This is a genomic window from Polaribacter filamentus, from assembly GCF_002943715.1.
Taxonomy (GTDB): Bacteria; Bacteroidota; Bacteroidia; order Flavobacteriales; family Flavobacteriaceae; genus Polaribacter; species Polaribacter filamentus.
In genome coordinates this window covers 2,873,575-2,896,141 of record NZ_MQUA01000013.1, presented here as the reverse complement: position 1 = coordinate 2,896,141, position 22,567 = coordinate 2,873,575, and the positions used below count along the sequence as shown (strand labels likewise).

At 31.7% G+C, this 22,567-nt stretch carries 22 protein-coding genes and 1 pseudogene; 6 read left to right on the top strand and 17 right to left on the bottom strand.

Translation table 11 applies throughout. The annotated features are described in order from the left end of the window. Positions 1-12: 12 nt before the first annotated feature. The 3 genes from purE to BST83_RS15255 form a co-directional block, all read right to left on the bottom strand. Positions 13-492 (bottom strand): 5-(carboxyamino)imidazole ribonucleotide mutase, encoded by a 480-nt coding sequence (gene purE / locus BST83_RS15265; RefSeq protein ID WP_104810529.1) that lies wholly within the window; start codon positions 490-492, stop codon positions 13-15. Between the two features lie 82 nt (positions 493-574). After that, positions 575-1,738 carry a 5-(carboxyamino)imidazole ribonucleotide synthase gene (locus tag BST83_RS15260; RefSeq protein ID WP_104810528.1) on the bottom strand — a complete coding sequence of 388 codons (1,164 nt, stop codon included), beginning with the start codon at positions 1,736-1,738 and terminating at the stop codon, positions 575-577. Positions 1,739-1,788: 50 nt separating this feature from the next. Further along, positions 1,789-2,205, bottom strand: coding sequence for a Rieske (2Fe-2S) protein (locus tag BST83_RS15255; protein ID WP_104810527.1), 417 nt, complete (start codon positions 2,203-2,205; stop codon positions 1,789-1,791). Between the two features lie 109 nt (positions 2,206-2,314). On the opposite strand from BST83_RS15255, the gene greA reads away from it, so the two are divergent. Together greA and BST83_RS15245 are read left to right on the top strand one after the other, a co-directional pair. After that, positions 2,315-2,791 (top strand): transcription elongation factor GreA, encoded by a 477-nt coding sequence (gene greA, locus BST83_RS15250; RefSeq protein ID WP_104810526.1) that lies wholly within the window; start codon positions 2,315-2,317, stop codon positions 2,789-2,791. Positions 2,792-2,886: 95 nt separating this feature from the next. Next, positions 2,887-3,276, top strand: a complete 390-nt coding sequence (locus tag BST83_RS15245; protein WP_104810525.1) for an HIT family protein — start codon at positions 2,887-2,889, stop codon at positions 3,274-3,276. A 241-nt stretch (positions 3,277-3,517) separates the two neighbouring features. On the opposite strand, the gene BST83_RS15240 is transcribed toward BST83_RS15245, so the two are convergent. Beyond that, positions 3,518-4,675, bottom strand: coding sequence for a sensor histidine kinase (locus tag BST83_RS15240; protein WP_104810903.1), 1,158 nt, complete (start codon positions 4,673-4,675; stop codon positions 3,518-3,520). Positions 4,676-4,754: 79 nt separating this feature from the next. On the opposite strand from BST83_RS15240, the gene BST83_RS15235 reads away from it, so the two are divergent. Together BST83_RS15235 and BST83_RS15230 are read left to right on the top strand one after the other, a co-directional pair. Next, positions 4,755-5,615, top strand: coding sequence for a flavin reductase family protein (locus tag BST83_RS15235; protein ID WP_104810524.1), 861 nt, complete (start codon positions 4,755-4,757; stop codon positions 5,613-5,615). Positions 5,616-5,620: 5 nt separating this feature from the next. Next, positions 5,621-5,989 carry a DUF3127 domain-containing protein gene (locus BST83_RS15230; protein WP_104810902.1) on the top strand — a complete coding sequence of 123 codons (369 nt, stop codon included), beginning with the start codon at positions 5,621-5,623 and terminating at the stop codon, positions 5,987-5,989. Between the two features lie 124 nt (positions 5,990-6,113). Here BST83_RS15230 and BST83_RS15225 read toward each other — a convergent pair whose 3' ends face one another. Together BST83_RS15225 and BST83_RS15220 are read right to left on the bottom strand one after the other, a co-directional pair. Next, the gene (locus tag BST83_RS15225) at positions 6,114-6,359 is read right to left on the bottom strand and encodes a DUF1456 family protein (RefSeq protein ID WP_104810523.1); all 246 of its coding nucleotides are present in this window, start codon (positions 6,357-6,359) and stop codon (positions 6,114-6,116) included. 18 nt (positions 6,360-6,377) lie between these two features. Next, positions 6,378-7,010 (bottom strand): YqaA family protein, encoded by a 633-nt coding sequence (locus BST83_RS15220; RefSeq protein ID WP_104810901.1) that lies wholly within the window; start codon positions 7,008-7,010, stop codon positions 6,378-6,380. Positions 7,011-7,139: 129 nt separating this feature from the next. Here BST83_RS15220 and aat point away from each other — a divergent pair, with 129 nt between their 5' ends. Beyond that, positions 7,140-7,769, top strand: a complete 630-nt coding sequence (gene aat, locus BST83_RS15215) for a leucyl/phenylalanyl-tRNA--protein transferase (RefSeq protein ID WP_104810522.1) — start codon at positions 7,140-7,142, stop codon at positions 7,767-7,769. Positions 7,770-7,835: 66 nt separating this feature from the next. Here aat and tsf read toward each other — a convergent pair whose 3' ends face one another. The 8 genes and pseudogenes from tsf to BST83_RS15175 form a co-directional block, all read right to left on the bottom strand. Continuing rightward, positions 7,836-8,807 (bottom strand): translation elongation factor Ts, encoded by a 972-nt coding sequence (gene tsf / locus BST83_RS15210; RefSeq protein WP_104810521.1) that lies wholly within the window; start codon positions 8,805-8,807, stop codon positions 7,836-7,838. 36 nt (positions 8,808-8,843) lie between these two features. After that, entirely contained in the window at positions 8,844-9,650 is an 807-nt protein-coding gene (gene rpsB / locus BST83_RS15205) for a 30S ribosomal protein S2 (RefSeq protein WP_104810520.1), read from the bottom strand. Positions 9,651-9,818: 168 nt separating this feature from the next. Next, positions 9,819-10,205: a 30S ribosomal protein S9 gene (rpsI, locus tag BST83_RS15200; RefSeq protein ID WP_104810519.1), complete on the bottom strand. Its 387-nt coding sequence runs from the start codon at positions 10,203-10,205 to the stop codon at positions 9,819-9,821. Beyond that, a complete protein-coding gene (gene rplM, locus BST83_RS15195; RefSeq protein ID WP_104810518.1) occupies positions 10,205-10,660 on the bottom strand; it encodes a 50S ribosomal protein L13 in 456 nt (151 codons plus the stop codon). Before rplM ends, rpsI begins: the two co-directional genes overlap by 1 nt. A gap of 173 nt (positions 10,661-10,833) precedes the next feature. Next, entirely contained in the window at positions 10,834-12,285 is a 1,452-nt protein-coding gene (locus BST83_RS15190) for a TolC family protein (protein ID WP_104810517.1), read from the bottom strand. After that, a pseudogene (locus tag BST83_RS15185) lies at positions 12,275-15,528 on the bottom strand (efflux RND transporter permease subunit). The gene BST83_RS15190 and the pseudogene BST83_RS15185 overlap by 11 nt, the downstream one beginning before the upstream one ends. Before the next feature lie 21 nt (positions 15,529-15,549). Then, positions 15,550-16,632: an efflux RND transporter periplasmic adaptor subunit gene (locus BST83_RS15180; RefSeq protein WP_104810516.1), complete on the bottom strand. Its 1,083-nt coding sequence runs from the start codon at positions 16,630-16,632 to the stop codon at positions 15,550-15,552. Between the two features lie 150 nt (positions 16,633-16,782). Continuing rightward, positions 16,783-17,184 (bottom strand): hypothetical protein, encoded by a 402-nt coding sequence (locus BST83_RS15175; RefSeq protein ID WP_104810515.1) that lies wholly within the window; start codon positions 17,182-17,184, stop codon positions 16,783-16,785. Positions 17,185-17,504: 320 nt separating this feature from the next. Between BST83_RS15175 and BST83_RS15170 the strand changes: the two genes are divergently transcribed. Then, a complete protein-coding gene (locus tag BST83_RS15170; protein ID WP_104810514.1) occupies positions 17,505-20,129 on the top strand; it encodes a DUF5916 domain-containing protein in 2,625 nt (874 codons plus the stop codon). A 15-nt stretch (positions 20,130-20,144) separates the two neighbouring features. Here the strand turns inward: BST83_RS15170 and BST83_RS15165 are convergent, their stop codons facing one another. From BST83_RS15165 to BST83_RS15155, 3 genes are all read right to left on the bottom strand, one after another. Further along, a complete protein-coding gene (locus tag BST83_RS15165) occupies positions 20,145-20,447 on the bottom strand; it encodes a DUF6370 family protein (RefSeq protein ID WP_104810513.1) in 303 nt (100 codons plus the stop codon). Positions 20,448-20,529: 82 nt separating this feature from the next. Beyond that, positions 20,530-20,781: a hypothetical protein gene (locus BST83_RS15160; protein WP_104810512.1), complete on the bottom strand. Its 252-nt coding sequence runs from the start codon at positions 20,779-20,781 to the stop codon at positions 20,530-20,532. A 36-nt stretch (positions 20,782-20,817) separates the two neighbouring features. After that, a complete protein-coding gene (locus BST83_RS15155) occupies positions 20,818-22,503 on the bottom strand; it encodes a glutamine--tRNA ligase/YqeY domain fusion protein (RefSeq protein WP_104810511.1) in 1,686 nt (561 codons plus the stop codon). Positions 22,504-22,567: the final 64 nt, after the last annotated feature.

The following is a 22,567-nucleotide window of genomic DNA, read 5'->3' as shown; positions in this document are numbered from 1 at the left end:
GATCGGATATTGTTATTTTTTTACCCGTTCAGAAGCTTGTTCAACTTTTAGTTTTAAACCTTCTTTGTAGGCAATAATTTTATCTAGTACACATTTATCCGAAGTACCAATAATTTGTGCTGCTAAAATTCCTGCATTTTTTGCGCCGTCTAATGCAACGGTTGCCACAGGAACACCTCCGGGCATTTGTAAAATTGATAAAACAGAATCCCAACCATCGATCGAATTTCTGCTTTTTACTGGGACTCCGATTATTGGCAACGGACTCATGCTTGCCACCATTCCTGGTAAATGAGCAGCTCCGCCTGCACCTGCAATAATTACTTTGATTCCGCGTAAATGCGCATTTTTAGAATACTCAAATAATTTTTCTGGAGTTCTGTGAGCAGACACAATATCTACTTCAAACGGAATATCAAAACCTTCTAAAATATCTATTGCTTCTTGCATGATTGGAAGATCAGAATCACTTCCCATTATTATTCCTACCATATTTTTTTAATTATCAATTATCAATTATCAATTATCAGTTATCAATTATCAGTTATCATTGATAACTGATAATTGTTTAATGTTAATTGTTTTTACTTATAACTCTAATCGTTTCTTTAACTTGCTGTGCTATTTTTCTAGCTTTATCAATATCTTTATCTACAATAGTTACATGACCCATTTTTCTGAACGGACGAGTTTCTTTCTTACCATAAATGTGAGGAGTAACGCCATCAATTTTTAAAATTTCTTCTATATTCTGATAAATTACATCACCAGAAAATCCTTCTTCGCCAACTAAATTTACCATAATTCCGGCAACTTTACTTTCTGTATTTCCTAAAGGAAGGTTTAAAATAGATCGTAAATGTTGTTCAAATTGATTGGTATAACTTGCTTCAATTGAATAATGCCCAGAATTATGTGGTCTTGGAGCAACTTCATTTACCAAAATATCATTGGTTTCTGTTTGAAACATTTCTACGGCTAATAAACCAACAAAATCTAAATCATTCACAACTTTTAAAGCCAATGCTTGTGCTTTGTTTGCAACAGATTCTTCAATTCTTGCCGGACAAATTACATATTCTACTTGGTTTGCTTCTGGATGAAATTCCATTTCAACAACGGGATATGTTTTGGTTTCACCATCAGCATTTCTTGCAACAATAACTGCTAATTCGTTTTTAAACGGAATTAATTGTTCCGTGATACACTCAACATTTGGTAAAGATTCTAAGTCAGAAAAACTGCTAACAATCTTTACGCCGTTGCCATCATAGCCAAAACGAGCGGCTTTCCAAACAAAAGGAAAACTAATAATGCTATTTTCTAAACCGTGATGCAACTCTTCTAAATAAGCAAAATGAGAAAAAGCTGCAGTCGGAATTTGATGATCAATGTAAAAATGTTTTTGTCTGGCTTTACTTTGGATGATGCGTAAATCTTTAGGTTTTGGATAAATCGTTAATCCTTCTGCTTGTAACTTATCTAAAGCATCAATATTTACGTTTTCTATTTCAATTGTTAAAATGTCTACGGTCTTACCAAAGTTGTAGACAGCATCAAAATCTAACAAATCTCCAACTTCAAAATGATTGCAAATTTGTGCACAAGGTGCATTTAGATTGCCATCTAAAATTGAAGTATGAATATCAAATTTTTGAGTTTCGGTAAGAAGCATTCTTCCTAATTGGCCTCCGCCTAAAATGCCTAGTTTAAAATCAGAAGAAAAATAATTTTTCAAGTTTATTGTTGTTGTGTTTAAGCAAAAATAAGCATCTATTTTTAGGTATGCTAAAAATTACTGATTCTAATTACTGATCCGTTTTTTGTAACTCTATATTCTATTGCAGGACACTGAAAGCCATCGGTTCGTGGAGCTCCGCCAAAATCTACACTGTATTTACTTTTATCGCAAGTACATTGTAAAAGTCTATTTTCAAAAGTCATAGCAGCAGCACAATCACTACTTGGGCAAAGTCTATCGAAAGCAGCAAATTCTCTTCCGTTTTTATTGAATATTAAAATGCCTTTACTTCCCCCAGAAAGTAGTGCAAATCCTCCAGGAGTTTGTGCATTTATCATTTCTGGGTTGTTTAAATCGGTAACAAGATTTAAAGGCAAAGATTGTATGCAGTTTCCTAAATTGGTTGTGTCAGAGCAATTTAAAAACAAACAAATGCTTAACAAAAAGACTATTTTTTTTAACATATTTAGATTTCAGTTTTTATAAAAACGATTGCAAGTTACAAATATTTTGTACATTTGTAATCTAATCTCATTCCTGTGAAGGCAATGGGATTTTTAAATTATAGAAATTATGAGTGATATATCTTATTATTCTCCAGAAGGATTGAAAAAGTTAAAAGACGAATTGCTAAAATTAGAGCAAGTTGAGCGTCCGAGAGTAACACAAGAAATTGCGGATGCAAGAGACAAAGGCGATTTAAGTGAAAATGCAGAATATCATGCTGCAAAAGAAGAGCAATCTCATTTAGAGTTTAAAATTGCCAAATTAAAAAATGTAATATCGAATGCACGTATTATAGATGAAAGTCAGTTAGATACTTCTAAAATATTAATTCATTCTATTGTGAAAATTAAAAATACTGCCAACGGAATGGAGTTTAGCTACACACTAGTTGCTGATTCTGAAACCGATGTTAGAAACGGAAAACTGTCAGTAAACTCGCCAATTGGTAAAGGTCTATTAGGAAATGAAGTTGGAGATGTTGCAGAAATTCAAGTTCCAAACGGAATTATGAAATTCGAAATTATAGAGATTTCTAGAAAATAAAAGACGCAAGAAATACATTTAAGAATATAAATTCGGGTTTTGGCAATGCCAAAACCCGAATTCTTTTTTATATTTACAAATAACCAACAACTAAGATGAGCATATTTACAAAAATAATTACTGGCGAAATACCAAGTTACAAAGTAGCAGAGGATGCTAATTTTATTGCTTTTTTAGACATCAATCCAAATGCTAAAGGACATACTTTGGTGGTTCCTAAAAAGGAAGTAAATAAGATTTTTGATTTATCAAAAGAGGAGTATACACAATTAATGGATTTCTCATATAGAGTTGCAAAAGCATTAGAAAAAACAGTGGTTTGTAAACGAATAGGAATGAGCATAATTGGTTTAGAAGTGCCTCATGTGCACGTCCATTTAATCCCTTTAAACGCAATGGCGGATATACAGTTTGCTCAAAAAGTAAAATTAACAAATGTTGAATTTATTAGTTTGGCCAAAAGCATTTCTGATAATTTTGAGTAATTATGAAAGATTGATTCAAAGTTGCATTAGGATGGGGTGTTTGGATGTTTTTGGCAATGGTATTTGTTTGGCCATTAATTGATGGAGAAGAAATTACACTAAAAACAGTCATTATAAAATGTATCTACTGGATTATAGAGGGCTCGTATTTGAATATTTATCCGCTAAATACAAAATAGCAAAAACTAAATTTAAAAAGTAATCTCTTTGTCATTTCTGATGATGTAGGAAAGAGTAAAAATTAAACGTTATCTAGTAAAATCTGAAAAGTAGTTCCTTTGTCGATTTCAGATTTTTTTACGAATATTTTTCCATTATGATAATCCTCTACAATTCTTTTTGAGAGCGATAAGCCTAAACCCCAACCACGTTTTTTTGTTGTAAATCCTGGTTTAAATATTTGCTTAAACATTTTTTTAGGCATTCCTTTTCCTGTATCAGAAATATTAATTTTTACTTTTTTATCAAAGCTTTCAATTTGCAACGTTAATTCGCCTTTTTTTAACATGGCATCAATAGCATTTTTGATGAGGTTTTCTATTACCCAACCAAATAATTCTGCGTTTAATTTTGTTTGAATATCTTCATCCGAAGAAGAAAATGAAAACGAAATTTGTTTAGAACTTCTAGACTCTAAATAATCGAAAGCTTGCTTTGTAATTGCTACAATGTTTTCTTTTTTTAACTCCGGAACGGATCCAATCTTTGAAAAACGATTGGCAATTGCGTTTAATCTGTGAACATCTTTTTCGATTTCATTTATATATGTTTCATCAACTTTTTTTATTTTTAAAATAGCAATCCACCCTAATAAAGACGACAAAGGTGTGCCAATTTGGTGGGCTGTCTCTTTTGCCATTCCTGTCCAAAGTTTATTGGTTTCAGCAGCTTTATTAGAACTGTAAAACAAATAAATTACGGCTAAGAAAAGTACTAAAATCAGCAAAAAAGCAAGCGGATAATAGGTTAGTTTATCTAATAAATCGGAATCCCGATAATAGATGTAATCAGTTTTCCCTAAATATTCAACCAAAATAGGTTGGTTTTGGCTTTTCATAATCGCCAGTTGTTTTTTTAAATATTCAGGATCTTTTTCTTTAATCGTATCCAAGTTATTAGAGCCTTTAATATTGCCATCAGCATCCACTAAAATAAAAGGAATGTCTTTGGTTCTGCTGATAATTTTCAAGGGCAATTCAGAAATATTTTCGTCTAATTCTTCAATACTTACTGTTCTTAATTCTTTAATTGCTTCGCCATGAATTTCCATTTTTGCTCTTTCAGCTTTTTTAAATTTCTGAAAAAAAGTATAGGTATTCCAAAGAATTAAAGAGACAATTAAAAACGAAACAAGAATTGTAAATCGCTTAAAAAAAAGTGTTTTTGAGTAAATTTTCATCAAAACAAATATAAAGGTTTCTTCTTTATAACTCATTTCAAGATTTGATAGTATCTTTACCTACCTAAAAATTTTACAGATGCTCACTATAGACCCAAAAGAAATAGCTACAGGCAAATTACATGGTTATTTATTAGGTGCAATTGCGCCAAGACCAATTGCGTTTGCAAGCACAATTGATTCAAATGGAAACCCTAATTTATCGCCGTTTAGCTTTTTTAATGTGTTTGGCTCTAATCCGCCAATTTTAATTTTTTCTCCTGCACGAAGAGTTCGGGATAATACCACAAAAGATACTTTAGAGAATGCTTTAGAAACGAAAGAAGTGGTTATAAATGTGGTAAATTATGCCATTGTACAGCAAATGTCTTTGAGTAGTACAGAATATCCCAAGGGTGTAAATGAGTTTGATAAAGCAGGTTTTACAATGTTGCCTTCGGATGAAATTAAACCATTTAGAGTGGCAGAATCTCCTGTGCAATTTGAGTGCAAAGTTAAAGATGTAATTTTCACAGGTGATGAAGGCGGAGCAGGAAATTTAATTGTTTGTGAAGTTGTAAAAATTCATATTTCGGAAGATGTTTTAGCGGATGATGGTAGCATTGATCAACATAAAATAGATTTAGTAGCAAGGGCAGGGGGTAGTTATTACACTAGAGCAAGAGATGGTTTTTTCGAAATTCCGAAACCAGTTTCTACTTTAGGAATTGGCGTTGATGCAATTCCAGTAGAAATTAGAAATAGTTTAGTTCTAACAGGTAATGATTTAGGAATGTTGGGGAATGTTGATCAACTACCTAAATTAGAAACTGTTAATAACTTTGGCAAAGATCATTCCCAATTTATTGGGATAGAAATAACAAAAAAACATACATTTGCGAAAGAGTATTTAAGTAAAAATGATGTAGAAAGTGCTTGGAAAGTACTTTTATTAAAATAAAAATTATGGAAGTTATTGGTAAAGTAAAATTAGTAGGAGAAGTTCAAACTTTTGGAACAGGCGGTTTTAAAAAAAGAGAACTAGTGGTAACTACGGATGAGCAATATCCGCAAATGATAATGATTGAGTTTGTACAGGATAAAACTGACTTGTTAAACAGTTATAAAGTTGGGCAAGATGTAAAAGTGTCTATTAATTTACGTGGTAGAGAATGGATAAATCCAGAAGGTGTTGCAAAATATTTTAATGCAATTCAAGGCTGGAGAATCGAAAGCTTAGCTCAAGGATCGTCATCACAAGCTGGGCCTCCGGTAGATAAATTTGAGGCTGCTTCTAGCGTATCTGATGAAGAACCAGATGATTTACCTTTTTAGTAGCTGCATTAGAATACTAGAAAGTTAACTTTCTAGATAAAAATAAAAAGAGCGAATTCTTAATTGAATTCGCTCTTTTTGTATAAAATTTATTCTTTTGCCTCTTGTCTCTTTTCTCTTTGCTCTAGATTTTTTTCTTTTTTTCTGGCATTGGTCCGCGCAAATGAATCACTAATCCATTTAAAAAATTGCGTAAAATCTGGTCACCACATTCTACGTATTTATCATGATCTTCATTTCTAAATAAGGCGCCTAATTCTCCTTTACTAACTTTAAAATCTACCAAAGCACAAATTTCTACAATATCTGTATCTCTTAATTTGTGTGCTACTCTTAATTTTTTTAAAATATCATTATTCGTTAATCCCATAGTACAAATGTAAGTTTTTTAACTGACTACACTAAAAATTGCCCATGCATAAATTGCAAATCTACCAAATCTAAATAAACCAAAAAGCACAACACTTTTAAAAGGATATTTTATCATTCCGGCTGCAAGGCACGCAATTGAAAAAGGGAGTGGTAATAAAGCCCCGGCTAAAATTAAAATCCCACCCCATTTTCGAGTATTTTTTAGGTTTTTCTCCATTTTAACTTCTAAGTATTCTTTAATAGCTTTTATCTTTAAGGCTGTTTTACCTAAGAAATAGGATATTAATCCTCCGCTATAAGAAAGTGTTGCTAAAAGCGCTAAATTTAAAATTGGTTGATCTGTTTTTTTAGACCAAGCAATAAATATTTCTGGCGGAATTAATCCCAATACTGTTTCAGAAATAAAAAAAGTTATCAAAATACCTAATCTCGAAAAAGTTTCTGTAAAATGATGCAAGCCATCATTAATATTATATACATATTTGTTGAATAAGAAAATTACTAGAACAACACCAATTATTGGCAGTATTGCTTTCTTTAAATTATTTCCAACAAATTTATAAAAGCCGGTTCTTGCATAATAATTATGAATCAAGTTCGCTTTTTCTTTTTTTGTTTTTATTCTTCTTTTTCTTTGAAACTTTCGCATTGTATGAGTTTTAATTAAATTAAAACGTACTGCAAAAATAAGGACAAAATATTTATAAACATTGGGAATAAATAACATTAACGCTTTTTTAAAGAATTTATTAAATTAGCGGTAAAATGAATCTAAAGTATGATTTGGCTCACAAAAGAACTTACTTTTCCTGATTATAAGTATGCAACCAAAGAGGGCATTATCGCTTTGGGTGGAGATTTATCTTGGGAAAGATTATTATATGCGTATAAAAACGGAATTTTTCCCTGGTTTTCTGAGGATGATCCTATTGTTTGGTATTGTCCAATTAAAAGAATGGTATTGTTTCCTGATGAATTAAAAGTGTCAAAATCAATGCGAAAAATCATCAATAAAAATGAGTTTATAATTACCGAAAACAAGGTGTTTGAAGCCGTTATTTATAATTGCAAAAATATTGACAGGAAGGACGGTTTAGGTACTTGGATTACTGATGATATGCAACAAGCTTACATAAATTTACATAATAAAGGAATTGCAAAATCAATTGAAGTTTGGTTCGATGATAAGTTGGTTGGGGGTTTATATGGATTAGAGATTAATGGTATTTTTTGCGGAGAAAGTATGTTTAGCCATATATCAAACGCATCAAAAATTGCATTTATTTATTTGGCAAATAGTACTCATTATAAGCTCATAGATTGTCAAGTTTACAACAATCATTTAGCTAGCTTAGGAGCTAGAGAAATAGAGAGAGATTTGTTTTTAGAGATTTTAAAAGAAGAATAGTTTTTATTCTTAAAAACAAAAAACCTCGCAAATTTGCGAGGTTTATAATAAGTATAGAATGGATTATTATCCTAAAGCAACTCTTTTAAAAGTACTTACTTCAACATTACCATACGTTTTTACATATTGTGCAACATTTTTCTTATCATCCTTAATAAAAGTTTGATCTAAAAGACATTGTTCCATATCTAAGGTTGTATTATCAGCAATAAATCTTTCGATTTTACCAGGTAAAATTTTATCCCAAATTTTTTCAGGTTTACCTTCTGCAGTTAATTCAGCTTTTGCGTCATTTTCAGCTTGCGCTAAAACAGCCTCATTTAATTGAGACATAGAAATGTATTTAGGAACATTTTTTAAAGTTTTTCCTAATCTACCTAGCTCAATATTATCTTTTTCAATAACAGCAATTCTAGCTTCAGTTTCTGCAGCTACAAAAGCAGGGTCGAAATCTTTATAAGATAATGTTGTTGCGCCCATAGAAGCAACTTGCATTGCAACATCTTTAGAAAGTTCTTCAGCGTTATCTACAGCAGCAGATAAGCCAACCAAAGCAGCAATTTTACCTATGTGAGTGTATGCACCAACATAAGCAGCTTCTACTCTTTCAAAAGCAGTGATTTCTAATTTTTCACCAATAACACCAGTTTGTTCAACTAATTTATCAGCAACAGTCATACCTCCAAAATTTGCAGCTAAGAAAGATTCTTTACTGTCATGATTTAAAGCGATGTCAGCAAATTGACCACCTAAAGCTACAAAAGAATCGTTTTTTCCAACAAAGTCAGTTTCACAAGCTAAAACGATTGCTACACCAGCGGTGTTAGCATCGTTAATTCTTGTTACGGCAACGCCTTCTGTAGAATCTCTATCAGCTCTTTTTGCAGCAATTTTTTGACCTTTTTTACGTAAAACATCAATTGCTTTATCAAAGTCGTTACCAGCTTCAACTAATGCCTTTTTACAGTCCATCATTCCAGCGCCAGTAGCTTCTCTTAAATTTTTAACATCAGCAGCACTAACTTTTACTGTTTCCATGTTACTTTATATTTTAAAGATTATAATTTATTTTGTTTATTCAGTTTCTTCCGATTCAGTTTCAGTAACTTCAGCTTTAGCTTTTACTTTTTTAGGAGCCGCTTTATCTGCTTTTACTTTTACTTTGTCTTCTTTACCGTCTTTATCTTTATCAGATTTTCTTTCGGATAAACCTTCTGCAATTGCATTAGTAATAAAAGTTAATACTTTATCTACAGATTTAGAAGCATCATCGTTTGCTGGTATAACAAAATCTACTAATCTTGGATCAGAGTTTGTATCAACCATTGCAAAAATTGGAATGTTTAAATTTCTAGCTTCAGCTACCGCAATGTGCTCTTTTTTGATATCAATTATAAATAAAGCGCCTGGTAAACGAGTCATATCAGAAATAGAACCTAAATTCTTTTCTAATTTTTCTCTTTGACGATTAATTTGTAATTTTTCTCTTTTAGATAATGCATCAAAAGAACCATCTTGTTTCATTCTATCAATATGAGCCATTTTTTTAACAGCTTTTCTAATAGTAACAAAGTTGGTTAACATACCACCTGGCCATCTTTCTGTGATGTAAGGCATGTTTACTGCTTTTGCTTTTTCTGCAACGATATCTTTTGCTTGTTTTTTAGTTGCAACAAATAAAATTTTACGTCCAGAGTTTGCAATTTTTTTTAAAGCTTCTGAAGATTCTTCTATTTTAGCAGCTGTTTTATACAAATCGATGATGTGTACACCATTTCTTTCTGTATAAATATAAGGAGCCATGTTTGGGTTCCATTTTCTAGTTAAGTGTCCAAAATGAACACCACTGTCTAGTAATTCTTGAATGTTTATGTTTGCCATTTTTTAAATGTGTTTACTTTCTGTTATTAAATCAATATATAAGTAGTCTTTTATGAGTCTTATATATTTAGATACTAAACTGTTAATAATAATTTATAACAGTCTCTTAGTATAAAATTTTCCTTAATATATGTTGAAAATAAATTCAGCATATATTGTAGTAAAATATTAACGTTTAGAGAACTGGAATTTCTTACGTGCTTTTTTCTGACCAAATTTCTTACGTTCAACCATTCTAGGATCACGCGTTAATAAACCTTCTGGTTTTAAAATAAGTCTGTGCTCTGGGTCTATAGAAACTAGTGCTCTTGTAATTGCCAAACGAATTGCTTCTGCTTGACCAGTTACACCACCACCATAAACATTTACTTTAATATCGTAAGATACTAAGTTTTCTGTTAGCATTAAAGGTTGTTGCACTTTATACTGTAAAGTTGAAGTTGTAAAATAGTTTTTAAAGTCTTTTTTATTAACTATGATAGTTCCTGTTCCTTCTGAAAGATAAATACGAGCAACAGCTGTTTTTCTTCTACCGATTTTGTGTACTATATCCATTATATATAATCGTTAAGGTTAATAGCTTTAGGTTCTTGACCTGCATGTTTGTGCTCTGTACCTGCATATACATACAAGTTTCTGAACAAAGCGCTACCTAAAGTGTTTTTTGGTAACATTCCTTTTACTGCTTTTTCGATAAGTCTTGTAGGATCTTTAGCGAACATTTCTGTAGCAGTTAACGATCTTTGTCCTCCTGGATAACCTGTGTGACGAATGTAAGATTTGTCAGTCCATTTTTTACCAGTTAGATTAATTTTTTCTGCGTTGATGATAACCACGTTATCTCCACAATCTACGTGAGGAGTAAAATTTGGTTTGTATTTACCTCTAATTAGCTTTGCTATTTTAGAAGCTAGACGACCCAACGTTTGCCCGTCCGCATCAACTAAAACCCACTCCTTGTTTACGGTAGCGCTGTTTGCTGATACTGTTTTGTAACTTAATGTGTTCATAATTACACTATTAGTTTTTGTCTTATTAATAATAAATTAACTTTTCCTTAAAAAAGGAGTGCAAATGTACTACTATTTATTTGATTGACAAATAGTGCTTTACAATAATTTAAGAAAAAACTAAAAAGCAAAAAGACTGCTATAAGCAGTCTTTTTAAATACTTAATTAAATTTTATTCCCAGCCTCCACCTAGCGATTTGTAGATGGCAACATTTGCTATAAATTGGTCTTTTTTGGTTTCAACCATTTCTATTTTTGAGTCTAGAGCTTCTCTTTGTGTCAGTAATACCTCAGTATATTCTGCTCTGGCAGATTTAAAAAGTAAAATAGAAAGGTCAATAGATTCTTTTAATGCGTGCACTTGTTTTTGCTTTAAATCATAACTTTTCTTTAAATTACTACTATTAGAAAGCTGATTTTCAACTTCAATAAAAGCATATAAAATGGTTTTTTCATATTCATAAATTGCTTGTAATTGTTGACTATTTGCATTGTTATATGCTGCTTTAATGGCGTTTTTATTAATTAAAGGACCAACAATATCGTCAATTAAACTAAATATGAAAGATTCTGGTGTGCTGGTTAAAAATTGTGGTTTAAAAGCTTGTAAACCTAATCCTGCTTTTATCTCAAAAGAAGGATAGAAATTAGCTTTGGCAATTTTAGTATTCAATTTAGCAGCAGAAAGTTCAAATTCAGCTCGTTTAATATCTGGACGATTTTCTAACAATTGAGACGGAATTCCTGAGTGAAGAAATGCGATTTTCTCTTCAATAAAATTATCAGAATTTCTTTTAATGTTTTGAGGATAACGCCCAATTAAAAAGTTCAGCTTATTTTCAGTTTCAACTATTTTTTGTTCAATTTCATATTGACTGCTTTGGTTTTTATATACCTCTGCATCAAATCTTCTTACCGCTAATTCAGTTACTCTTGCAGCTTCTTTTTGCAATTTCATCATTTTTAAGGCATTTTGCTGAATTTCTAAATTTTGATTAATAATGTTTAACTGATTGTCTAAAGCCATCAATTCATAATAAGAACTTGCAATTTCAGAAACCAAATTGGTCACCATAAAATTTTTCCCTTCAATGGAAGATAAATATTCTAAAACCGCTGCTTTTTTACCATTTCTTAATTTTCCCCAAACGTCAAGTTCCCAAGAAGCAGAAAGTCCTAAAGAATAATTTGCTAACGGTTCAGGAAAATGCTCGCCATCAATGGTAAGTTGCTCTTCAACAGAACCATTTCTGGTGTGTTTGCCAACTTTTTCAAGATCTGCGCTTGCATAATAATTCACAAAAGGCAAGTATTCTCCTTTTCTGGTTTTAATTTCATTTTTAGACATTTCAATTTGCTGTAACATAATACGTAACTCTTGATTGTTTTTTAAAGCAGTATCAATTAATGAAATTAAATTTTCATCAGAAAAAAAGTCTTTCCATTTTATTTTTGCAGTATTTAGGGTATCTAAAGATTCATTTTTAAAAGTAACAGGAACATTTTTGTTTTCTTGTATGATTCCTTTTTGAGTTGGAGCACAAGAATAAAATGTAATTACTGAAATGCTCACTACAAAAAATATTCTTTTAAATATTTTATTTTGATTGATGCTATTTTTCATCTTTTTTTCTTTTAGTAAGATTTTTTAAACGTTTTTTAAGTTCGCTAATTTTAGAAGCATTTTCTTTACTTAAATGCTCGCTTTCAGACATTCTCATCATTTCTTCTGAAATAGGCTCGCTAGCTTCGTCTTTAATAAGATTTTTTCCTTCTGACATTTTAGCAAAAATGTAATACAAACCAGGGATGACAAGAACTCCGAAAATGGTACCAATAAGCATGCCTCCCATAGCAGAGCCTCCAATTGTTCTGTTGCCAATTGCACCTGCTCCAGTTGCAAAAACCAATGGAATCAATCCTGCAATAAAGGCAAAAGAAGTCATTAATATAGGTCTAAATCTAGCTTTAGAGCCTTCAATAGCCGCTTCCAAAACGGTAGCTCCTTGCCTTTGTTTTTGCACAGCAAACTCTACAATTAATACCGCATTTTTCCCTAATAGACCTACCAGCATAATAATTCCAATTTGTGCATATACATCGTTTGCTAATCCCATTATTTTTAAGAGAGCAAAAGATCCATAAATGCCCACAGGAAGCGAGAGAATTACAGCAAGAGGCAATAAAAAACTTTCATATTGTGCCGCTAAAACTAAGTATACGAATATTAAAACAATTATAAAAATAAGTACAGATTCATTGCCTCTGTTTGCTTCATCAAATGATAATCCTTCCCAAGCAATATCATAGCCTTTTGGTAATTCTTTTGCTGCGACTTCTTTGATGGCTTTTATGGCATCATCACTCGTGAAATTTTTTGAAGGCAATCCCCTTATTGATGCTGAATTGTATAAATTATATCGTGTAATTTCATTTGGACCTAATTTTTTTTCGACACTCATAAATGCAGAATAAGGCACCATTTCACCGGTTTCATTTTTTACAAACAATTTTTCTAAATCTGATGGTAAACGTCTGTATTCAGGAGCTGCTTGAGTATATACTTTAAAGAATCTTCCAAAACGAATAAATCCTTGCTCGTACGTACTACCAATTAAAATATTGAGATTTTCCATAGCTTTTCCAATGGAAACGCCTTTTTGCATCGCTATTTTATTATTGATTTTTAACTCATATTGAGGGTAATTTGCCGAAAAGAAGGTAAATAAACCAGAAAGTTCTTCGCGTTTTGACAAAGCATCCATAAAATCATTATTTATTTTTTCAAATTGATGATAATCAGTAGCGTTTGTTTTATCTAATAAACGAAGTGCAAATCCTCCTGAAGAACCAAATCCAGGCACTGCTGGCGGCTCAAAATATTCTATTATAGCGCCTAAATTTTTGGTTTTTTCTTCCAATTCTTCCATTATTTCATGAACTGAATGACTTCGCTTAGACCAAGGTTGTAAGTTAATTAAACAGGTACCAGCGTTTGAACCACGTCCTTCTGTCATGATTTCGTAACCAGCTAAAGACGAAACAGATTCAACACCCTCAGTTTCTTCACAAATTTTTTGAAGTTTTTCAGCAACATCATTGGTGCGCTCTAAGGTTGCTCCTGGAGGTGTTTGAATAATTGCATAAATCATTCCTTGATCTTCATTTGGAATAAAACCTGCAGGTAACACTTTGTTTGTAAAAAAAATACCTGCACAAAAAATGACTAAAATCCCAAAAGTTACAATTCTTCTAGCAACAATTTTGTTTAATAAGATGATGTATTTTCCTGTAAGTTTTTCAAAACCATTGTTAAACCAGCTGATAAATTTATCAACTAAAGACTTTTTCTTAGGTTTGCCATGATTGTTTTTTAGCATCATTGCACACAAAACTGGAGTCAACGTAAGTGCTACAATTGCTGATATGATAATAGAACCAGCCATTGTAATGGAAAACTGACGATAAAAAACCCCAACAGGACCTGTCATAAATGAAATAGGGATAAAAACCGAAACCATTACCAATGTAATTGCTACAATGGCTCCGCCAATTTCTCCTAAAACAGCATACGAAGCTTGGTAAGGTGTTACGTTTTCTTCTTCCATTTTAACATGGACAGCTTCTACCACAACAATGGCATTATCAACTACAATACCAATTGCCAATACTAGTGCAAAAAGGGTGATTAAGTTAATGGACAACCCAAATAGTTGCATCACAAAAAAAGCTCCAATAAGCGAAACAGGAACCGCAATAATTGGAATTAACGTAGAGCGCCAATCACCTAAAAACAAGAAAACAACAATAGCAACTAAAATAAATGCATCTCTTAATGTGTGCAAAACTTGCTCAATTGAAGCATCTAAAAAGTTAGATACATCATAACTAATTTGAAAATCAATATTTGGAGGTAAATCAACTTTTAGCTCATCTAATTTTGCTTTTACCTCTTTTATAACATCACTACCATTGCTTCCAAAGGTTTGTTTTAATACAATTGAAGCAGATGGTTTCCCATCAAGATTTGAATAAATATCAAAAAATTCACTGCCTAATTTTACATCTGCAATTTCTTTAAGTTTGATAATTTCACCTTCTTTATTTGCGCGAATAATAATATCTTCATATTGTTCAGGTTCATTATACCTGTCTTGATAGGTTAATACATACTCTAATGATTGTGATGTTATTCCTGAGCTTTGCCCCAAACGGCCTGGTCTTGCCAAAACACTTTGTTCTTGCATAGCTTCTAAAACTTCTTCTGCTGAAATATTATAGGCACGCATACGATCTGGTTTTAACCAAACTCTCATGGCATACTTACGACTTCCTAAAATTTGTGCACTTGCAATACCATTTATACGTTGTATTTCTGGAATAACCTTGGTGTACGCATAATTATAAAGAAATTTTTCATCATTATTTTTATCTGAACTAGACAGGTTCACATACATTAACATACTTGGCTGAACAGGAGTAATGATAACGCCTTCACGTTGAACCAATTCTGGTAACAAAGGCATTACTTGGTCAACACGCGTTTTTACTCGAACTACAGCTTCATTTGGATCCACACCAGGTTCGAAAATAATTCTAATAGTTGCTTCTCCAGCACTAGTTGCATCCGAAGCTATATAACGCATATCTTGCACGCCATTTATAGCGGTTTCTAGGGGATTAACGTTGAATTCACTAACACCTCAGCACTTGAACCAGGATATGCAATAAATATATTTACAGTAGTTGGCGCAATTTGGGGAAATTGTGAAATAGGCAATTGTTTAATTGCAAGACTACCAATAAAAACTATAATAACCGAAATAACAATTGCTAGAACGGGTCTTTTTATAAATTTACTAAACATGTTTTTTAGATTTTAGAGTTGTTATTCTGCATATAGATTTAAGCTTGATAAGACCGATTCTGGAGCAACATATTCTGTATGAATTTTTTCTTTATTTTTTACCATTCTTATCCCATCAAGCAATATTTTATCGCCTTCAGAAAGTCCTTTTTTAACAAGGTATAAGTGGGGTAATTCTGCTTCAATAATAATTTCTCTTTGAACAACTGTATTGTTTTTATCAATCACAAAAACATATTTTTTGTCAAGAATATCAAAAGTTGTTTTTTGAGGGATGATGATTGCGTCTTTATAAGGAACTTTCATTAAAATACTGCCTGTTTCACCGTGTCTTAAAACACCTTCAGGATTTGGGAATGTTGCTCTAAATGCAATGTTTCCAGTTTCGTTATTAAATTCACCTTCAATGATTTCAACAATTCCTTTTTGATTAAAGGCTTTGTTATTTGCCATTAAAAGCGTTACGGCTTTTTTAGTGTTTTTATCATTACTCATTATGTAGTCTAAATATTCAGATTCAGGCACATTAAAATACACCCACATTTTACTATTATCAGATAGGGTTGTTAATAATTCACCTTCATCTAAAAGACTACCTTGTCTTACATGGAGATGGTTCATAATTCCACTAAAAGGCGCTTTTATATCTGTAAAACTCAAGTGAGTTTCTGCCAAGGAAACCTCAGCAAGTGCTTTTTCATAAGTTGCTTTTGCTTTTGCTAATTCGTTTTTTGACACTACATTCCCTTCTTCTAAAAGTTTGGTATTTTGGTATTCAATTTTAGCAATTTTAGCTTCAGCAGTGGCTTTTTGTAAATCTGCTTTGTAAATATTTGGCATAATTTTAAACATTTTTTGCCCTTGTTTTACAATTTGTCCTTCATCTACAAAAACAGTTTTCAAATATCCTCTTTCAATAGCTCTTAGCTCAATGTGTTGAATGGAATGAATTTGACTCACATAATCTTTTGTAATTGAAGTATCTTTTTTAATAGGATTTGTAACTAAAAATTTTATAATTTCTTCTTTATGTTCTTTTTTTGTGTCGCAACTTGTAAGGATTGATAGAGTTATTAAGCTGACGAATAGGAGATTATTTCTCATAATATAATTTTATTAGAAAATATTTTTAAATGTGAGTAAATAAGAGAATTGACCCGTTTTTGGGAATCAATTTCTTTGTTTGAATTTTGTTAATTAAAATGTAATCAATTAGAAAGGTTAAATAAAAATCTAACCAATTTTAAAGAAGTATCAAATGATAAAAACCTCAAATATAACGTGTAGTCGTAAAGAGTTTTTGTTGAGGTAATTTTTAAAGCGTTGTCTATTTCCTTTGGGTATGTATAACCAATCTCTATATGAATATGATTGAGAAATAAATGAAATAGAATCTTTGTGTTTTGGATGTTTTTGACTAAAAACTTCTTCTTCATTCTCTTCAGTATTTTCAATATTTATATTTTCAGAAAATTGAAGTTTTTTACCTTCTTTTTGATAAGGACTGTAAAAAGGTTGAATGAAATCTTGAGAGGAATGAACTAATGCTTCAGTAAAATGAGTAGAAAATATAAATGACTTATTGTTATTGTTCGCATTCAGGTTTGTTAAAACCAGCAATAAAGTAATAAATACAAATAAATGCTTCTTAAACATCGTGCTCAATTTCGGTGGGCAAAAGTATACTAATCCAACAACACTAGCAATATGATATTGTATATAATTTTTAAAACAGAAAATTTTTACGAATCTTGATTTTTTTTACACGTGTAATTTCATTATTGCAATATTTTTTAATTTGTTTTTATTGTTTTCAAAAAAACATTTTTGTAAAAAGTTTTTTTATGACAATTGCAAGATGTTACGAAAGGGAAATATTCAAATAAATTAACATAATGTTATGAAATTAGGGAGGTACATTTGCCTTCCAGTTTAAAGCAATTCTAACGCTTTTTTTAATTCAAACAAATTTTAACATGAAATTTGCCTTCAGCTTCTTTTTAGTCTTTCTTTTTTTATCAACATCAACTTTTTCGCAAGAAGTTTTAGAAAATAAAGTTCCAAAAAGGATTTATACAACTAAAAAACTAACAAAAACACCAATTATTGATGGTGATGTTTTTGATGAAGCTTGGAATGTAGTTGAATGGTCATCAGATTTTACTGAAAAAGATCCAGATGAGGGAACTCCTCCAGCATTTCAAACCTTATTTAAGGTCATTTATGACTCAAAATATTTATATATAGCAATTAGAGCCTTAGATGATCAACCTAGTTTAATTCAACAAAGATTAAGCAGAAGAGATGGTTTTGTAGGTGACAGAGTAAATGTAAGTATTGATAGTTATCACGATAAACGAACTGCTTTTGTTTTTACCACAACAGCAGCAGGAGTAAAAGGCGAGGAAATTGTCACGCAGAATGGCCAAAATTGGGATGATAGCTGGAACCCTATTTGGTATACAGATGCGAAGGTCGATGATAAAGGATGGACTGCCGAAATGAAGATTCCCTTTAGCCAATTACGATTTGGGAATGCTAAGGAACAAATTTGGGGATTTAATATTAATCGCACTATTTTTAGATTGCAAGAAAAATCGCTTTGGCAAAGAATCCCAAACTCTCAATCTGGTTCAATAAGCGAAGCTGGTGAGTTGCATGGTCTAATAGATTTGGTTCCTCAAAAGCAATTAGAAATTCAGCCTTTTACTGTTTTACAGTATGATCGTTATCCGGCTGAAGCTGGCAATCCTTTTAGAGATGGAAGCGATTTTAAAATAAATGGAGGTTTAGATGCAAAAATTGGAATTACAAACGATTTAACTTTAGACCTTACAATTAACCCAGATTTTGGACAAGTAGAAGCGGACCCTGGTGCAATTGCATTAGATGGATTTCAAATATTTTTTAAAGAACAGCGTCCGTTTTTTGTTGAAAATAAAAACATCTTCGATTTTGAATTTGCTAACGGAAGAGATAATCTTTTTTACAGCAGAAGAATTGGTAGAAATCCGCACAGAAGAGCCAATTTATCAACAGGCGAATATTCAAAAGAACCCATAAATTCAACAATTTTAGGCGCAGCAAAATTCTCTGGAAAAACTCAAAATGGTTGGTCTATTGGTCTTTTAGAGAGTGTAACTTCAAATGAATATACAGAAATAAGGGAAGTAAATGGAAAAACTAGAAAAGAAATTGTAGAACCTTTAACCAACTTTATAGTAACAAGAGCTCAAAAAGATTTTAATAAAAGAAACTCTTTTATTGGCGGAATTTTTACAGCTACTAACAGAAATTTAGATGGTAATTTTTCAGAATTACATAAAGCTGCTTATACAGGTGGGTTAGATTTTCAACATAACTGGAAAAATAGAGAATTTTATTTTCAAGGAAATGTAATTTTGAGTCATGTATTAGGTAGTAAAGAAGCTATTACAGAAACTCAACAAACTTTACGTCATAATTTTGGCAGAGTTGATGCGGGTCATGTAAGCATAGACCCCAATAAAACTTCATTAACTGGTACTGGGGGAAGAATTGAAATAGGGAAACAAGGAGGAGGAAATTGGCGTTATGATGGTGGTTTTATTTGGAGATCTCCAGAATTAGAGTTAAACGACGTTGGTTTTTTACGTCAAACAGATGAAATGATTCAGTTTTTTAATTTAAAATATTTATGGCAGGTTCCAACTGAAATATATAGAGATATTGATTTGAGTTTGGAACAAAATTCAACCTATGATTTTGATGGGAATCATAATAGCTCTGAGTATAAATTAGAGGGTAAAGTAAATTGGATAAATAATTGGTGGACAGAATTAGGTTTTGGCCATAAACCTGTTAATTATGAAAACGCTTATCTTAGAGGTGGTCCACGCTGGCGTTCTCCAGAAAGGAACTATGTCTACTTCTATTTTGGTTCTGATAAAAGTAAAAAAATGAGTTTCACACTTGGTTATGTTGATAGTAAAACAAAAGAAAGTGTAAGAGATTTTAAGAAATATATTTTTAGAATGGATTATCAACCATTTGATGCGCTTAGTGTATCTCTAAATACTGAATTTGAAAAAGTAATAGACAAATCTCAATATGTTGATGAAGCAGATTATAATTCTGTAAAACGGTATGTTTTAGGAACAATTGATAATCAAAGTTTATCGACAACTTTACGCTTAAACTATAGCTTAAACCCAAATTTTTCTATTCAACTTTATGGTCAACCATATATTTCTAGAGGAAGATATTCTGATTTTAAGGTTGTAAATAATTCAACAGCATCAAGTTTTAATGAAAGAGTTTCTATGTATAATCAAAATGAAATATCCTTAACGAATGATATCTATAATGTTGATGTAAATTTAGATGGAAATATAGATTATACTTTTAACAAACAAGATTTTTCTTTTGTACAATTGCGTGCAAATTTAGTTGCAAGATGGGAATATATTCCCGGCTCAGAGCTGTTTTTTGTTTGGGCCAGAGGAGGTGTTACTTTTGATGATCCAAGAACTTCTTTAACAAATAGTTTAAGAAATCAAATTACAAGTAACAAACTAGAAGACACTTTTTTAATAAAAGCTACTTATAGATTTGTGAAATAATTAGGTTTAAAAATTCTAATCTATCACCTTTATTGAACTCGCAATAAATCGCCCGTTTTTAATATTTCCTGAAATTTCGCCTTTTCTGATTACCTCACAAAAACCGGTATGCTCCTCATGTGCATCGCCAAAATCATCAATACCAAAACCATCAACAAAATAAGCTTTGTCATCAATTTGAATAGCCAAACTACATCCATTTTCCGAATCTAATCCAAATTGACATTGTCCACAAGAGACTTCTGCATTTTGTTTGATTTCATTTTTGTTTCCACAAGAAGCTAAAATCAATAAACTTAAAACGATTATTTTTTTCATGATGTGCTGTTTTTAAAATTAATATTTATTTTGTAGACAAAATTGCATTTCTGAAAATAGAGACAATCTGTTATAAGTTTTATTATCTGGATGCTAATTCACTTTTAATTCTTTTCATCAGCATAAACTGCAAAGGAAGTATGCCACCGCAGGAAATACCAACTACAAATAATGCGACGGAAGTTCCAGTATCTTCTTTCGTTACCATTCCATAAATAGCCATTGATAACAATAAAGTGATGACAGAAATTAAAGCAATTGTAATCATTTTTATTGCTCTTAAACTCGCCTTTAATTGACCTGTTGTCTTATTTTTAAAACCGTCGTCTTTCATATTTTCTTTTTATTCACAAAAGTGCAAACTGCCAACTTATTTCCCATCCCAAGAATCGCGCAATCCAACAGTTTTGTTAAATACTAAATTGGTGGTAGTAGAATCATTATCAATATTAAAATATCCCAAACGTTGAAACTGAAAACGTTCGCCAATTTTTGCAGATTGCAAACTTGGTTCTACAAATGCAGTAATGATTTCTAAAGAATTAGGATTGATAAACTCCATATAATCTTTGTCTTTATGTGAATCTGGCGCTTCGTCTAAAAACAATCTATCATAAGCTCTTACTTCTGCTTTTATAGCGTGTTTTACAGAAACCCAGTGCAAAGTGCCTTTTACTTTTCGTTTGCTTTCTTCGGTGTCCATTCCAGATTTTGTTAACGGATCATACGTGCAGTAAATCACCGTAATTTCTCCGTTTTCATCTTTGTCACAACTAGTTGCTTTAATGAAATAAGCATTTTTTAAACGAACTTCTCCACCTAATTTTAATCTAAAGAACTTTTTATTAGCTTGCTCTTTAAAATCTTCACGTTCTATATAGATTTCTCTAGAAAAAGGAACTTCTCTGCTTCCAAAACCATCTTCATAATCATTATACTCAGCGGTTAAAAACTCTTCTTTTCCTTCAGGATAATTGGTGATTACCACTTTTACAGGATCTAAAACGGCCATTACTCTGTGTGCAGTTTTGTTTAAATCCTCACGAATTTTAAACTCTAAAAGCGCCACATCAATACTATTTTCACGTTTAGATACTCCAACAGTTTCTATAAAGTTTTTAATAGATTCGGGTGTATAACCGCGTCTTCGTAAACCAGAAATAGTTGGCATTCTCGGGTCGTCCCAGCCAGAAACAATTCCGTTTTCTACCAAAGTTAACAATTTACGTTTGCTCATAATTGTGTAACTCAAATTCAAACGAGAAAATTCACGTTGTTTTGGCACAAAAGGATATTCAGCTTTACTATAATCGTGCACATTATCTTTAAACCAGTCGTATAATTCTCTGTGAGGTTTAAACTCTAAAGAACACAAAGAATGCGAAATTTGTTCAATATAATCACTTTCACCATGCGTCCAGTCGTACATTGGGTAAATGCACCAATCGTTGCCAGTTCTGTGATGCGTTTTAAACATTACCCGATACATTAAAGGATCACGCAATAACATATTTGGCGAGCTCATATCAATCTTTGCTCGCAACGTATGTTCCCCTTCTTTAAACTTTCCATCTTTCATCCCTTGAAATAATTCTAGGTTTTCATCCACAGAACGATTTCTAAAAGGACTGTTTGATCCAGCTTCGGTTGGCGTTCCTTTTTGAGCACGCATGTCTTCCGAAGATTGAGAATCTACATACGCTTTTCCGTCTTTGATCATCAAAATTGCCCAATCGAACAATTGCTGAAAATAGTCTGAAGAATAACATTCATTTGCCCAAGAATAGCCAAGCCAAGAAATATCATTCTTAATGGCATCTACATATTCTTGTTCTTCTTTTGCAGGGTTTGTATCATCAAAACGCAAGTTTACAGGCGCATTATATTTTAAACCCAAACCAAAACTAATTCCAATTGCTTTTGTATGACCAATGTGCAAATATCCATTTGGTTCTGGTGGAAAACGAAAACGTAAATTCTCTTTTGGCATTCCGTTTGCCAAATCCTCTTCAATAATTTGCTCTAAAAAATTGAGCGATTTCTTCTCTTCAGACATCATTTTATACGAAAAAATTAAGGTGCAAAATTACATATTTTTATGCAGTCACCTTCTTCAATTT

Coding starts and splice junctions, on each gene's coding strand:
- purE (WP_104810529.1), bottom strand. CDS start 492: ATGGTAGGAATAATAATGGGAAGTGATTCTGATCTTCCAATCATGCAA.
- BST83_RS15255 (WP_104810527.1), bottom strand. CDS start 2,205: ATGTTAAAAAAAATAGTCTTTTTGTTAAGCATTTGTTTGTTTTTAAAT.
- greA (WP_104810526.1), top strand. CDS start 2,315: ATGAGTGATATATCTTATTATTCTCCAGAAGGATTGAAAAAGTTAAAA.
- BST83_RS15245 (WP_104810525.1), top strand. CDS start 2,887: ATGAGCATATTTACAAAAATAATTACTGGCGAAATACCAAGTTACAAA.
- BST83_RS15240 (WP_104810903.1), bottom strand. CDS start 4,675: ATGAAAATTTACTCAAAAACACTTTTTTTTAAGCGATTTACAATTCTT.
- BST83_RS15235 (WP_104810524.1), top strand. CDS start 4,755: ATGCTCACTATAGACCCAAAAGAAATAGCTACAGGCAAATTACATGGT.
- BST83_RS15230 (WP_104810902.1), top strand. CDS start 5,621: ATGGAAGTTATTGGTAAAGTAAAATTAGTAGGAGAAGTTCAAACTTTT.
- BST83_RS15225 (WP_104810523.1), bottom strand. CDS start 6,359: ATGGGATTAACGAATAATGATATTTTAAAAAAATTAAGAGTAGCACAC.
- BST83_RS15220 (WP_104810901.1), bottom strand. CDS start 7,010: ATGCGAAAGTTTCAAAGAAAAAGAAGAATAAAAACAAAAAAAGAAAAA.
- aat (WP_104810522.1), top strand. CDS start 7,140: ATGATTTGGCTCACAAAAGAACTTACTTTTCCTGATTATAAGTATGCA.
- tsf (WP_104810521.1), bottom strand. CDS start 8,807: ATGGAAACAGTAAAAGTTAGTGCTGCTGATGTTAAAAATTTAAGAGAA.
- rpsB (WP_104810520.1), bottom strand. CDS start 9,650: ATGGCAAACATAAACATTCAAGAATTACTAGACAGTGGTGTTCATTTT.
- rpsI (WP_104810519.1), bottom strand. CDS start 10,205: ATGGATATAGTACACAAAATCGGTAGAAGAAAAACAGCTGTTGCTCGT.
- rplM (WP_104810518.1), bottom strand. CDS start 10,660: ATGAACACATTAAGTTACAAAACAGTATCAGCAAACAGCGCTACCGTA.
- BST83_RS15190 (WP_104810517.1), bottom strand. CDS start 12,285: ATGAAAAATAGCATCAATCAAAATAAAATATTTAAAAGAATATTTTTT.
- BST83_RS15180 (WP_104810516.1), bottom strand. CDS start 16,632: ATGAGAAATAATCTCCTATTCGTCAGCTTAATAACTCTATCAATCCTT.
- BST83_RS15175 (WP_104810515.1), bottom strand. CDS start 17,184: ATGTTTAAGAAGCATTTATTTGTATTTATTACTTTATTGCTGGTTTTA.
- BST83_RS15170 (WP_104810514.1), top strand. CDS start 17,505: ATGAAATTTGCCTTCAGCTTCTTTTTAGTCTTTCTTTTTTTATCAACA.
- BST83_RS15165 (WP_104810513.1), bottom strand. CDS start 20,447: ATGAAAAAAATAATCGTTTTAAGTTTATTGATTTTAGCTTCTTGTGGA.
- BST83_RS15160 (WP_104810512.1), bottom strand. CDS start 20,781: ATGAAAGACGACGGTTTTAAAAATAAGACAACAGGTCAATTAAAGGCG.
- BST83_RS15155 (WP_104810511.1), bottom strand. CDS start 22,503: ATGTCTGAAGAGAAGAAATCGCTCAATTTTTTAGAGCAAATTATTGAA.